The sequence below is a fragment of the Streptomyces sp. NBC_01520 genome, from assembly GCF_045040375.1.
In the GTDB taxonomy this organism is placed as follows: Bacteria; Actinomycetota; Actinomycetes; order Streptomycetales; family Streptomycetaceae; genus Streptomyces.
In genome coordinates, this window is sequence record NZ_CP109404.1 from 4,924,272 (window position 1) to 4,937,472 (window position 13,201).

11 protein-coding genes and 2 pseudogenes are annotated in these 13,201 nt (G+C 69.2%); 7 read left to right on the forward strand and 6 right to left on the reverse strand.

What is annotated here, in order from left to right; translation table 11 throughout:
• The first annotated feature begins 11 nt into the window (after positions 1-11).
• Positions 12-1,511: a DUF2079 domain-containing protein gene (locus tag OG524_RS22485; protein WP_405389054.1), complete on the forward strand. Its 1,500-nt coding sequence runs from the start codon at positions 12-14 to the stop codon at positions 1,509-1,511.
• A gap of 121 nt (positions 1,512-1,632) precedes the next feature.
• On the opposite strand, the gene OG524_RS22490 is transcribed toward OG524_RS22485, so the two are convergent.
• Positions 1,633-2,223: a hypothetical protein gene (locus OG524_RS22490; RefSeq protein ID WP_405389053.1), complete on the reverse strand. Its 591-nt coding sequence runs from the start codon at positions 2,221-2,223 to the stop codon at positions 1,633-1,635.
• A gap of 235 nt (positions 2,224-2,458) precedes the next feature.
• Between OG524_RS22490 and OG524_RS22495 the strand changes: the two genes are divergently transcribed.
• The 3 genes and pseudogenes from OG524_RS22495 to OG524_RS22505 form a co-directional block, all read left to right on the forward strand.
• Positions 2,459-3,337 (forward strand): bifunctional methylenetetrahydrofolate dehydrogenase/methenyltetrahydrofolate cyclohydrolase, encoded by an 879-nt coding sequence (locus tag OG524_RS22495; protein WP_405389052.1) that lies wholly within the window; start codon positions 2,459-2,461, stop codon positions 3,335-3,337.
• Between the two features lie 20 nt (positions 3,338-3,357).
• Entirely contained in the window at positions 3,358-3,927 is a 570-nt protein-coding gene (locus OG524_RS22500) for a DUF3017 domain-containing protein (protein WP_405811577.1), read from the forward strand.
• Between the two features lie 431 nt (positions 3,928-4,358).
• Positions 4,359-4,598: pseudogene (locus tag OG524_RS22505) on the forward strand (helix-turn-helix domain-containing protein); the annotation flags it as partial.
• Between the two features lie 50 nt (positions 4,599-4,648).
• Here OG524_RS22505 and OG524_RS22510 read toward each other — a convergent pair.
• Together OG524_RS22510 and OG524_RS22515 are read right to left on the reverse strand one after the other, a co-directional pair.
• The gene (locus OG524_RS22510; protein WP_405811578.1) at positions 4,649-5,545 is read right to left on the reverse strand and encodes a recombinase family protein; all 897 of its coding nucleotides are present in this window, start codon (positions 5,543-5,545) and stop codon (positions 4,649-4,651) included.
• Between the two features lie 199 nt (positions 5,546-5,744).
• Positions 5,745-6,392 carry a TetR/AcrR family transcriptional regulator gene (locus OG524_RS22515; protein WP_405389049.1) on the reverse strand — a complete coding sequence of 216 codons (648 nt, stop codon included), beginning with the start codon at positions 6,390-6,392 and terminating at the stop codon, positions 5,745-5,747.
• Positions 6,393-6,487: 95 nt separating this feature from the next.
• Between OG524_RS22515 and OG524_RS22520 the strand changes: the two genes are divergently transcribed.
• Positions 6,488-7,513, forward strand: coding sequence for a hypothetical protein (locus tag OG524_RS22520; RefSeq protein ID WP_405389048.1), 1,026 nt, complete (start codon positions 6,488-6,490; stop codon positions 7,511-7,513).
• A gap of 239 nt (positions 7,514-7,752) precedes the next feature.
• On the opposite strand, the gene OG524_RS22525 is transcribed toward OG524_RS22520, so the two are convergent.
• Both OG524_RS22525 and OG524_RS22530 read right to left on the reverse strand, forming a co-directional pair.
• The gene (locus OG524_RS22525) at positions 7,753-8,586 is read right to left on the reverse strand and encodes a Tn3 family transposase (protein WP_405389047.1); all 834 of its coding nucleotides are present in this window, start codon (positions 8,584-8,586) and stop codon (positions 7,753-7,755) included.
• Entirely contained in the window at positions 8,487-9,971 is a 1,485-nt protein-coding gene (locus tag OG524_RS22530; protein ID WP_405389046.1) for a Tn3 family transposase, read from the reverse strand. Before OG524_RS22530 ends, OG524_RS22525 begins: the two co-directional genes overlap by 100 nt.
• A gap of 594 nt (positions 9,972-10,565) precedes the next feature.
• Between OG524_RS22530 and OG524_RS22535 the strand changes: the two genes are divergently transcribed.
• The gene (locus OG524_RS22535) at positions 10,566-12,068 is read left to right on the forward strand and encodes an FG-GAP repeat protein (RefSeq protein WP_405811579.1); all 1,503 of its coding nucleotides are present in this window, start codon (positions 10,566-10,568) and stop codon (positions 12,066-12,068) included.
• A 258-nt stretch (positions 12,069-12,326) separates the two neighbouring features.
• A pseudogene (locus OG524_RS22540) lies at positions 12,327-12,872 on the forward strand (transposase); the annotation flags it as partial.
• Positions 12,873-12,880: 8 nt separating this feature from the next.
• On the opposite strand, the gene OG524_RS22545 reads toward OG524_RS22540, so the two are convergent.
• Entirely contained in the window at positions 12,881-13,180 is a 300-nt protein-coding gene (locus OG524_RS22545) for a hypothetical protein (protein WP_405389044.1), read from the reverse strand.
• Between the last annotated feature and the right edge of the window lie 21 nt (positions 13,181-13,201).

Sequence of the window (13,201 nt, forward strand, 5' to 3'; positions counted from 1 at the left end):
CGGGGGCATCGTTGCTTGAGCTGAACCAGAGCGAGACGGACGACGAGTCCGGGGACGGGGATGCGAGCGAAGACGGGAACAGGGTCAAGGACGGGGAGCCGGGGACAGCCGCCGGCCTTCCGCACCCGGCACCGCTGCGTCCGTACCTGATCGTCTCCGTCCTCCTGTGCGCGCTCTACTTCCTGTACGCCTACCTGCGGTACAGCCACTTCCAGTCGCCCTCCTGGGACCTGGGGATCTTCGAGCAGGAGGTCCGCGCCTACGCCGGGCTGAACGCCCCGGTCGTCGACATCAAGGGTCCCGGCTATCTGATCCTCGGCGACCACTTCAGCCCCCTGGTCGCGCTCCTGGTCCCGCTCTACTGGATCTGGCCGTCCGCCGTCGCCCTGCTCTTCGCGCAGGCCGCCCTGTTCGCCGCCTCCGCCGTCATCGTCGGGCGTACCGTCCAGCAGCTCCTCGGCGGCCGTTCCGGCCTCTGCGTCACCGTCGCGTACGGACTCTCCTGGGGCCTCCAGGAAGCGGTGAAGGCCGACTTCCACGAGATAGCGTTCGCCGTCCCGCTGATCGCCCTCGTCTGCCGGGCCCTGCTCATGGAGCGGTGGCGGGCCGTCGTCCTCTGGGCACTCCCGCTGGTCCTGGTCAAGGAGGACCTCGGCGTCACCGTCGCGGTCGCCGGTGCCCTCCTCGCCCTTCGCGGGCGGCGCGTCCAGGGCTTCCTGCTCGCGGCCTTCGGAGTGTTCGCGTTCGCGCTCACGGTCCTCGTCCTCATACCCGCGGCCAGCAGCGCGGGGACGTACGACTACTGGAAGAAGATCGACAAGAACGGCGAGCAGGAGGTCTCCCTGCTCGACTCCGTCCTCGGCGCGCTCGGCTCCTCCGTCAAGGTGGAGATGCTGGTCTTCCTGGTCGGCATCACCGCCTTCATGGCACTGCGCTCCCCGCTGCTCCTGCTCGTCGTCCCCACCCTCGGCTGGCGCCTGCTGTCCCAGGACTCCAACCACTGGGGCATGGTCTGGCACTACAGCGCGATCCTCATGCCCGTGGTCTTCCTGGCCATGGCCGACGGCATCCGCCGCAGCCGCGCCTCGAAACGGCCCTGGCTCGTCTCGTACGCGAACGTCGCCGTCCCCGTCGCCACCGCCATCGCCGTGGCCCTCACCCAGCACCTCCCGCTGCGCGAACTGCTGCGCCCGGAGACGTACAGCGCCGACGCCCGCACCGAGGCGGCCGAGGAGGCGCTGGACGCCATCCCCGTGGGTGCGCGCGTCGAGACCGACATCACGCTCATGGCGCACCTGACCGGCGACCGCACGGTCTACTGGATCGGCGGGGCCCCGGGCACCGCGCCCGATGTCGTCGCCATCAACATGGACTTCGGCTGGTCGCGGCCGATCGACGACCCGGTGCGGTACGCCGAACAGCTCCACCCCGAGGCGCGCTACCGGCTCAAGCACCGGGCGGGGTCCTTCGTCGTGATGGAACGGACGACTCCGGCACCCGGAAAAGGCTGAAGGCCGCACACCCGCGCGGCTGCGGGTGTCACGGCCTTCGTGCGGTCACGGCGCGTGCCGGTGACGGCGTCGTCCACGCATGCCGGTCGCGCGCGTCGGTCACGCGCGCCGGCGGGGCGTCTCAGTAACGCGGACGCTGGAACCAGGCGGCGCCGTCCTGCCGGGCGCAGAAGACGATGATCAGGACGCCCAGCGCGATGCTGATGATGGCGAAGACGTTCGTCGTCAGCAGGCTGATGACGCTGAAGAGCGTCACGAGCGAGCCGTAGACGATCGCCGAGATACGGGTACCGCTGCCGCCGGAACGGAACTTGGTCGCGGTCAGGATGGCCCAGAGGGCGATGCCGAGGGTCAGGATGCCGAAGACGACGAAGACGCCGAGGCCGATCGCGGCCATGTCCTGGTCGGTGGAGCTGCCGTAGGCCCCGGACTTGGACAGCTCGTCACTCAGCCAGGCACCGCCGGCGACCATGATGATCGCGCCGAGTACCTGGAAACCACCGAGGACGTAGAGCATGATCCGGGCGGCCTTCACGCCGCCCGGCATCTCGACCGGGGCGCCCGGGTAGCCGTAACCACCCTGGACGGGCGGGGCCTGCGGGTAGCCGTAGCCCTGCGGCGGGACACCCTGCGGTGCCTGCTGCGGATAGCCGTAGCCCGGCTGCCCGCCCTGCTGCTGGCCGTAGGGGTTGTTGGGGTCGCCGAAGCTCATGGCGAGTTTCCTCCGTCTGCACGTGTGGGGACGACGCGGCCCTGGCGGAGGAATGCTGCGCAATCTGAACGGTTGGTCCCCCCGGCACTGTCCGCGATGCTGCGCGCCTCATCGTCGCTCTGACATCGGCTTTCTGTCCAGCCGATCGCCGAATGTGTTGTGCAAGTGCAACCAAGCGTCCACGTGGCAGCCCGGAATTGGTATGCGGGCGGGGTCATCCGCGAGGATGGGTGTCATGACTGCCCAGATTCTCGATGGCAAGGCCACCGCAGCTGCGATCAAGTCCGATCTGACCGTCCGCGTGGCGGCCCTCAAGGAGCAGGGAGTCACACCCGGCCTGGGGACCCTGCTCGTCGGCGACGACCCGGGCAGCCGGTGGTACGTGAACGGCAAGCACCGCGACTGTGCCGAGGTCGGCATGGGTTCCATCCAGCGCGAACTCCCCGGCACCGCCACCCAGGAGGAGATCGAGGACGTCGTACGGGAGCTCAACGCCAACCCCGAGTGCACGGGCTACATCGTGCAGCTTCCCCTTCCCAAGGGGATCGACACCAACCGCGTCCTGGAGCTGATGGACCCGGCGAAGGACGCCGACGGGCTGCACCCGATGAGTCTGGGCAAGCTCGTGCTGAACGAGGCCGGCCCGCTGCCCTGCACCCCGCAGGGCGTCGTCACCCTGCTCCGCCGTCACGGCGTGGAGATCAACGGCGCGCACGTGGTCGTCGTCGGCCGCGGCGTCACCATCGGCCGGCCGCTCCCGCTGCTGCTCACCCGCAAGTCCGAGAACGCCACCGTCACCCAGTGCCACACCGGCACCCGTGACCTCTCGGCGCACCTGCGCCAGGCCGACATCATCGTGGCCGCCGCCGGTGTCGCCCACCTGATCAAGCCCGAGGACGTGAAGCCGGGCGCGGCCGTGCTCGACGTCGGTGTCAGCCGGGACGAGAACGGCAAGATCGTCGGCGACGTGCACCCCGGTGTGGCCGAGGTGGCCGCCTGGGTCGCACCGAACCCGGGGGGCGTCGGCCCCATGACCCGCGCCCAGTTGCTGGTCAACGTCGTCGAGGCGGCCGAGCTCGCCGCCGCCGAGGCCTCCGCCCCAGCGGCCGGCTGACCGGGACCGGAAGGAACACCATGGGTGCTGGTACGAGTCCGGCGGACGGTTCGCACGCCCCCGGTGCGGTCGAGGGCGCCGGACCCGCCACCGGGTCCGAGGAGAAGGCCGCCACCGCTACGTCCACGGCCGGTGAGCCCGACACCACGGCCGACGAGCCGACCGGGGACGGTGCGGGCGGCGGCTCCACCCGCGCCCCGTCGCGCCGTTTCTCACTGACCCACGACACCGCCCGCCCCGAGGGCGGCGGCCGTGCGGCACCGGGCGACGCGCCCGCCCCCGCACGGCAGTGGCCGCTGCTCACGGTGCTCTGCACCGCCGGGGCAGGGCTGCTGATCGTGGGCACCGACCCCTTCACCGAGGCCTTCCGGATCGGGGCGATGCTGATCGGTGTGGCCCTCCTGGTGGGAGCCGTGCTGCGCTGGGTCGTGCCCTCCGTCGGCATGCTGGCCGTGCGGTCCCGGTTCACCGATCTCGTCACGTACGGCCTCATGGGCGTGCTGATCGTGCTGCTCGCGCTGATGGCGCAGCCCAAGCCGTGGCTGCATGTCCCGATCCTTCAGGACGTCGTCCACTTCACGATCCGCTAGGACTCCGCCCGCCCCACGCGACAGGTGGCGGTGGTGTCCGTCCCCTCCCCCGAGAAGGGACGGACACCGGACGGCGCGTACCGGTGCGAGAAGCACCGTGATGAGGCGACTTGAGCGGCCTGCCCCGTCCTGCCTCCAGCGTCATGTACATGCGGTACCTGGATCAAGGTATGCCTGGTGCCTGTGGCACGGAAGTGACCATTCCGCCACCGTGTGATCGCCTGGCGACGATGCGCGACGACCGGCGTGTACGGCGCACGACGGAGCGCGCGGTACTACCGAACGCCCCTGTGCACCCCTTTGTCCGGAACTGACGCCCTGTCTCCGTGCATCCTTCCGGGTGGTCCGGAACCGTGCACGGCCACCACGGGACACAGGTCCCCGGCCCTGCCCCGGTGCGGGGGCGCACCGGGGCAGGGCCGGGGGAAGCGATGCCTCGTTGGAAGGCGTTACCGGAGGAACTCGACCCACAGGTGAGGGAGTTCGCCGCTCAGATACGCAGACTGGTCGACCGCGGCGGACTGGGCATGGCCGCGGTCGCCGACCGTCCGGGCTGCAGCAGAGCGTCGTGGGAGCGCTGTCCGAACGGCCGGCTGCTCGCGCCCAAGGGGGCGATCGTCGCGCTCGCCGAGGTGACAGGCACCCGGCAGAGTCACCTGACGACCATGTGGGGTCCCAGTAGTTCTCGCCGAAAAAACAACGCTAAGGACTGATCCCCAGGTCAGGCTGTGGGATCCAGAGTGGCTGTGGCTGTCTGCTCGTCGTGTTCGCGCAGCATGCGCATGACGGTGGCCGGGGCTGGGTGCTGGCCGCGCTTCTTGCCGGTGCGGATAACGAGGCGGGAGGCGATCTCGCGCAGGGACAGGTGTTCCTGGTCGCGCAGTCGGAGGGCGGTGGCGAGCATGTCGTCGTCGGAGACCTTGACGCCACCGATGGCCTTGCCGTTCTTGCGGGCGGTCTCCTGTCCTTCGAGGGTCTTGTCGCGGATGTAGTCGCGTTCGGACTCGGCCATGGCGGCGAAGAAGGCGAACAGGGCGGCCCCGTGGCCGGACGGGTCGTGCTTCCCGGCGAGGGGGCCGGTGGGGAACTCCAACTCGATTTCCGCGTCCCGCAGTTCCTCGGCGACCTTCAGCAGTTCCAGGGCGCCGCGACCCAGACGCTTCATCTCGTGCACCACGAGGGTGACCTTCACTCCCAGGGAGCGGTACTCGCGGGCCGCCGCCAGGGCCGCCTTCATTTCGGGGCGCTCGCGGACCCGGGTGCTGATCTGTTCCTGGAACAGCCGGTGTACACCGGCGGCTTCGAGGGCGTCGACCTGGGACTGGATTTCCTGCGTCCGGGTCGAGATGCGGGCGTACGCGAGCCGGACTTCCATCGGCACGGCCGACGCGGCGAGCTTCTGCACTGGCAGGGCCGTCCAGACGGAGCCGGGATGGCGTACGGCCGGGGTGGCGACGTGCAGTTCGGAGCGGAGCCCGGGGACGAGTTGGAAGCGGGCGGTGTGGTACTTGAGTGCGACCTTGCCGGAGGTGGTGCGGCATGGCGAGCCCGCCGGGGCCTGGCAGGTGGACATCGGGCAGACGTGCGACTCGACGAGCCGGTACGGGTCGGTGATCACGCCGGGATCGTTTCAGGAATGCGTTTCACCGGTCAGTAGGAAGGAAACGACCGATGAAACAAATCGACCCTGCGGCGATGCCGTCTGCGCCCGGTGTGGAAACGGGGACCACCTATGAAACGCTGCCGCCGATCGTTGACGGCACTGCGGCTCACGCCGCCGGACCCACCGCGACGTCAGAGCCGCCAGCGGAACGGATTCACTGGCGCAAGCGCTGTTGTGCCTGTTCTTCGGCGGCGTCAAGTGCGGGTTCGAGTGTGGCGAGCGCGGAGCGGAGCAGGTCTGGTAGCGAGCCGGACGGCACGACGAGCCCACCGCTTGCGAGGGGTGCGGCCGGAGGTTGGAGCCACTGCTGGAGTGCGATCCGAACCGCAGCGGCCACGCTCGCCGCGAGCACGCGAGGGGCAGGCGTGCCGGTGCAGCCGAGGCGCTGATCGATCGCTGCGGCGAGGGGGGGTTCGATCGCTGCGGCGGCGTCGAGGAACGTGTCACGCAGCGCAGGACTGGCGGTGATCAGCAGCAGCTCGTCGTGGTCACGCGGTTCGGTGTACTGCTCCAGGATCGCCTCGGCCAAGGCGTCGGCGAGGCGGACACGGGCGGGCCTGGCTGCTACGGCCGCGGCGACCCGGGATTCCCGTTCGGCGGTGACGGCAGCGACGATCGCCTGTTCGCGACTGGAGAAGTAGTTGTTGTAGGTCCTCGGCGAGACCCCGGCTGCCTCGGCGATGTCGTCGACGCGGACGTTGTCGGGCCCGTGCTTGAGGGCCAGCCGAAGTGCCGCCTCACGCAATGCCACTCGGGTGGCCTGCTTCTTCTCCTCGCGCAGCCCGGTCCGCCTTGTCGTCACCCTCGAAGTGTCCCAGCCTGAGTGCGTGCACGCAAACTTGCGTGCACGCAATATTTGCTTCTACTCTCGGGCCCTCCTGCAGAAAGGTCAGACGCATGCGAGCCAAGGGCATCTGCTACGACACCGGCTTCCTCCGCAATGGCAGCAGCTCCCGGGAGCACTTCGACCCCGACCTGGTCAAGAAGGAGCTGACCATCATCCGCGACGATCTCCACTGCACTGCCGTCCACATCACCGGCGGCGACCCGGGCCGCCTGGAACTCGCCGCCCGTCACGCCGCCGAGCTCGGACTGGAGATCTGGTTCTCGCCCTACCCGCTGGAGCTGACGACCGACGAGATCCTCACCCTGATCGCCGACTGCGCAGAGCGGGCCGAGCGACTCCGAACACAGGGAGCCGAGGTCGTGTTCGTCGCAGGCGCTGAACTGAGCGTCATGAACCATGGGTTCCTCGAAGGCGACAGCACCGAAGAGCGAATCGGCTGGCTGCTGAGCGACCCGGCCCGTCGGCCCGAGAGGATCGCCGCAGTCGGCACCCGCCTCAACGCCTTCCTCCGCGAAGCCGTGGCGGTGGTCCGCGAGCGCTTCCACGGCAAGGTCACCTACGCCGCCATTCAGTTCGAAGCCGTCGACTGGGACTTGTTCGACTTCACGACCTTCGAACTCATCCGATCTGCGGAGGTGGCCGACCGATTCCGAGACGCCGTGCGCAGCCTCGTCGCACAGCCCAAACCGGTCGCTATCACCGGCTTCGGCACCGCCACCTGGCGCGGCGCGGGTGACGTCGCACCCCGCAGCATGGAAATCCTCGAAACCGACGAAGCCACCGGCGCTCCGCTCCGGCTGACCGGAGAATACGAGCGCGACGAGGCCGGCCAAGCGGCATACCTGAGCGAATTACTGGAGATCTTCGACAGCGAGGGCGTCGACAGCGCCTTCGTGTTCCTCTTCGCGCTGTACAACCTGCCCCACCGCCCCGACGGCGATCCTCGCGACGACCTCGACCTCGCCAGCCTCGGCATCGTCAAGATCCTCGAAGACCGCCACGGCGACACTTACCCCGACCTGCCCTGGGAGCCCAAGGCCGCCTTCGCCGCAATCGCCAACCACTACCGCAACTGAGTCCGCTCGGGATCAAGACATGGGGAACGGATGAGGCCTTGGAAGCCCTCATCGTTTCTCCGTGCTCGATCGGTCGGCAGTGTCCGGCGGGGTCCGGGGACGGGGCACAGCGGCGGCCAGCCCCAGGTCGAGGCGCTTGTCCCCGGAGCCGGGTAGGCGGACCGTCGGGGCCTGTGCCTCTCGCCCCGGACGCCCCGGCGCCTTCATCCCCGTTGGGGCGGCGCCGGGGCCGGCTATTACTACAGCCCGGCTCCGGGGTCGTCCGTGTCCACGGTCCGTAGCGGGCGGTGTCCTCGGTCGTCGAGCTGGGCGAGTTCGCGCTCGTAGTCGACGGTGATGGAGCCGTAGTAGTTGACCACCGAGCTGCGGGCCGGGGAGATGTGTGCCAGCACTTCGGCGTCCACCTCGCGGCCGGCGGTACGGAGTTCATCGACGGCCAGGCCCATGTACACGGTGTGCCAGCAGACCACGCTGTTGGTCACGACGGTCAGGCACCACGCCTGCTCGTTCTGCTGCTCGGGCTGGCGCCGGGCGACCTTGCCCTCACGGGCGTAGTGAAGCTGGCGGCGCAGGGCGTGCAGGGACTCGCCCTTGTTGAGCTGGCGGGCGATCTTGCGGCGGTAGCCCTCGTCCGACAGGTACTTCGCCGCATAGATCGTTCTGCGGATCGCCCCGCACTCCTTCAACGCGGCGGCCAGCGCGTTCTGCCGGGAGGAGGCGGACAGCTTGCCGACGATCAGGGAGGCGGTGGCGTGCCCGTACTTCAGCGAGCCCGCCAGACGGAGCAGGTCGTCCCAGTGGTCGGCGACCAGGTCCAGGTTGGCCTTCTTGGTCAGCAGCGGCCCGGCGGTCGGGAAGCGGTCCTCGTAGTCGGCCTTCGCGCCCAACCGGTACAGGGTGATTTTGCCCAGGTCGCGGATGCGGGGCGAGAGTTGCTTGCCGACCAGGTCGAAGAGCCCGAAGTTGACCAGGGTCACGCCGTGCGTATCGGTCGCGTGCTCGCTGATCGGCAGGTCGGTGGCGTTGCCGAGGATCTCGTCCAGCACGTAGTGGGCCTCGCGGTGCGTGGCCACGATGACCTTCGTGCCGAAGGTGGAGTGCTGGTCGGAGACGTGGGGTTGGTGGAGAGACCGATCAGGCAGGCGATCAGGTTCCGTTTCAACTGCGGGGAACGGGCCTGCTTGCTGCCGGCGTGGGTGAAGCAGTCCAGGAACCCGGTGTGCCGGTCCATCTCCACCAGCAGCGAGGCGATCGGCACGTTCGGCAGCATCTTCTCCAGCTCGCCGTGCAGCTCCTCGGCCTCGGACGGGATGTCCTCCGCCGTCAGCGGCGAGATGACCAGCTCACCGGCGTCGTTGAGCCGCACGGGCCCGTCACCGCGCCTGAGGACTCCCTCCAGGTCGGTGAGGGCCTCGTCCAGCTCGTCCATCACCAGTGGTAGGGCCTCGGAGAAGTCGGGGCTCTTGCCGACCAGGCAGCAGAACTCGGTCCGGTGCGCCTCCCACTGGGCGGGCTTGAACAGGTAGGCGGCCGGGTTGTCGTAGCGGCGCGAGCCCGGCACGTACACGTCCCCCGACCGCAGGCCGTCGCGCAGTGCGAGCAGCGTGCACAGCTCCCAGTAGTGCCGGTAGGCGGTCGTATCGCCCTTCGCTGCGGCCTCACCAAGGTAGCCCTGCCACCGGGTCGGCACGAACAGCGTGGGGGCTCCTTCGGGGACGTTGCGGGCGCCGGTGGCGTTCAGCTCCCGCAGGATCTCCAGGGCCTCGATCAGCGGCTTCGCCTCGGTGCCGCCCTTGAACCGCACCGTTTCCAGGACCTTCGGGGCGAACTGTCGGATGTAGGTGTAGGAGCCGTCCAGCAGCGCCAGGTGCCCGTGGTCGCGCGGCAGCCGCACGGTGGCCCCGGCGTGCGCGGCCCGCAGCCGGCTCATGCCAATCTTCCCGCGCAGCAGCGTCCCGACCTCCTCGTCCGGGATACCCGTGTCCGCGAGCACTGGCAGGATCTCGTCCAGCAGGGCGAGCCGGTCCTCCGACAGCTTGGCCCGCTCGGCGAGCACCTCGCGCAGCTTGATCTTCGCCCGCGACTCCGAGCCCGTCAGGGTTTGATCGAAGAGCTGCACCACCGAGTCCAGGACATCGACCGCGGACTGCGCCAGCAGCGTGAGCAGGATCGGGTGACGCCGGTTGGGCTCGCGCCGCACCAGGGCCTGTGCCGTCAGACGGCGGCCGATCTGAGCCAGGTAGCGGCGGCGTTCGGCGGGCAGCGCGGACAGATCCAGTACGTCGGAGCCCAGTCCCCGCAGGAACAGCAGCTTCTCGACCTCGCCCTTCACGCTCGTCGGCGACCCCTGCACCGGTCCCGTCACCATCCAGTGCAGCCGCGTCGAGCCCAGCGCCGGCTCGACCACCAGCAACCCGTCCAGCCCCCGCACCTGCTCGCTGGTGAGCAGGTGGGCCACCCGGCCGTGGGTCTCGGGGCCTAAGGAACATCCGTGTCAGATCGTGCGCTAAGTGGTCGGCGCCGTAAGTCCTTCGGGGGTTGACGTCGGGGGCGGTGCTGTTGCTGGCGTCTGGTCAGGTGCCGGGTGCGGCGCGTGCCCTCTGCGTGCCCCAGTCGGGTCGTCGGAGTATCGGGAGGGGCAAGTCCACCGCCATTCGCAGTCTGTGCCACCAGACCGCGATTAAGGGCAGGGTTGTGGTCACCGCGCATGCCGGGCGTCATCTCCCCGGGTGACTGGCGGCACTCATGGCCGACGGTCTGGAGGCGGTGCCGGGCGAGGCTCTTCACCGGCCACTGGAGCTCTGGCTCTGTCGGACATTGACGTCGCCATTGTCATCGACGGAGCCTCGGAGGTCCCCGAGCCCTGGCAGCCGCGCCTTTCCGCCAGGCGCTTCGAGCAGACTACGCAACGGCTTCCGAGATCTGCCCAACGCACCGCACCCCGCCCCGACTTCGATCTTATTGGCCGTCCGCGCACAACCCTCGGCTCACCTCGAGTGTCATGCCAGTGCCCCCCCACGCTTCTCTTCCGCCTCCTGAGACTGGAGCAATCTTGCGCGTACGCAACCTCGCCGTCGCCGTCGCCGTCACCGTCGTGGCGGCATCCGCAGGCCTGTCCTTGACCCTTGCCCCCACGGCGAGTGCGGTCACCACCGCGGCGGACGACTTCAATGGCGACGGTTTCACCGACCTCGTCGTGGCCACCCCGCAAGCCACCGTCGACGGAAGCACCGACGCAGGCTCGGTCACCGTCCTCTATGGCTCCGCCGACGGCGTGTCCCCGGCCCGTTCGGTGACGCTCACACAGAACTCCGCCGAGGTCCCGAGCACCGCCGAATACGGCGACCGCTTCGGCAGCACCTACGCCACCGGCGACCTCGACGCCGACGGCTACATCGACCTGGTCGTCGGCTCCCCCGGCGAGCGGATGGACTACAACAGCGGTTCCTTCGGCAGCCTCACCGTCCTGTGGGGCGGCGCGAACGGCCTGGCAAACGGCGGCATCGAGATCGACAGCCCGCTCGCCGACAACGCCTGGGAAGACGAGAAGGACTTCGCCAAGAAGGTCGCCGTCGCCGACTTCGACGGCGACGGCACTCCGCAGCTCGCTGCACTCAGCCGCGACAAGCTGTGGGTGTACGACGACCTCGCGGGCCGTACGGCGCCGACCGGCGCGAAGTATTCCGAGTACTTCAACGCCTACATCGAGCCCCGCACGCTGACCGTCGGCGATTTCACCGGAGCCGGGCGCGCCCAGCTGGTCGTCACGGGCCCCAAGAGCTGTGACGGCACCACTGACTGCCAGTTCACCGGCGTCTACACCTGGGGCGCCGACCGGCTCGACGGGGTCTGGCCCGCCGACCCGAGCGCAGGCGCTTCCGGCGAGAACGAGGCCCCCGCTATCGCGGCCGCTGCCGGGGACATCGACCACGACGGCTACACCGACCTCGTTACTGGCCACATCCCTTCATCGGCGGCCACCGCGGGCGAGTACTCAGATGCCGCGGGCTTCCTCCACATCCGTTACGGCAGCGCAGAGGGCCTCGGCGCCCACCGCTCCGACACGATCGACCAGGACACCTCCGGCGTCCCGGGCGCGAACGAGCCCAGCGACAACTTCGGCGCATCCCTCGCGGTCGGTGATGTCACGGGCGACGGCTACGCGGATGTCGCGGTCGGCGTGCCGGGCAAGACTGTCAGCGGTGCGACGCAAGCCGGCGCGGTGGTACTGCTCAACGGCACGGCCACCGGCCTGACCGGCACCGGCGCCCAGGCGTTCGATCAGTCCACCCCCCACGTGCCCGGCGTTGCGAAGGCGGACGACTGGTTCGGCTCCGCCGTACGCATCTCCGACGTCGACGGCAACGGCGTGGCGGACGTCGCGATCGCAGCGAAGGGCGAGGACGTCTTTGACGGGTCGACTCGCGACGGCGGCGACTGGGTGCTGCGTGGCTCGACGACCGGACTGACGGCGAGCGGCGCGGCCTCGTTCAACGAGGAGTCCTTCGGCTTCACCTACCCCAACGCCGAGTTCGGCTCGGTCCTGGGCGGCTGACCCTCGGCTCACCGCCGGACACCTTCCCCGCGTGGCCGCGACCACCACCATTGTGTGGCGGTCGCGGCCACTGTATCCGCTGCCGTGCACGGACTCCGCGACAGCCACCACCGCCGTGCGCGACGACCCCCCGAAGGCTTGCGGAGTCGACCACTAAGCGTGCGTCGGCCCTGGTGAGCGCCTGACGGGGTGTCGGCCACGGGGCCGGTTTGAAGTCTTCCCACGGATAACGCCCTATTATCTGCGGCATCAGGATGCGCCAACCTGGATGACCGCTGGAACCAGGGCTGCACGAACGCCTGGACCGTGTGGGAAGAGATCGTGCCGCTCGGCTATCAGGGCAGCTACCAGCGGGTTCGCGCCTATTTCCGGGAGAAGCGGCTCTCCCCGGGACCCAACAGAGCTCGGCCACCGTCACCCCGCGTCGTCGCCGGATGGATCCTCCGCCGGCCGGAGACCCTCAACGAGACGGAGCAACTTCGGCTCAAGGCCGTTCTTGTCCACTGCCCTGAACTGGACGCCCTCACCGGCCATGTCCGCTCCTTCGGTCAGATGCTCACCGAGCGCCAGGGCGAACGACTGCCGCAGTGGCTCGATGCCGTCCGGCAAGACGACCTCCCCGGCCTCCACACACTCGCCGCAGGCATCGACCGTGACCGCGATGCGGTCATCGCCGGCCTCACACTGCCCTGGAGCTCAGGCGTCGTCGAAGGCCACGTCAACCGAATCAAGATGCTCAAACGCCAGATGTTCGGCCGGGCCGGCTTCGCCCTTCTCCGCAAACGCGTCCTGCTCTACTCGTAAAGCACAGGTCAGACCCCATCCTCAAGGAGCCCGAAGCCTTCCGGGAACCCTTCCAGGAACTCACGCCGCGCGGGGTCGGACTCAGCGTCGGCCATCGTCCCAAGCAGTTCGATCAACTCGTTCCGCTGTTCGCTCGACAGCTTGCTGACCAAGTGGGCGACGCCCTCCATGACCTTGACGGCATCGTCCGGATCCATCTGCTCGTCATCACTGCCTGCGACGAACCACAGGACATCGACCAAAGCCTCGGCCAGGGCGTGGGTCAGAGACGAGTACACGGGCATCAAGGCGGACTCCCAGCAGGTCACGGCAGCAAAGTCCGGCCGTCC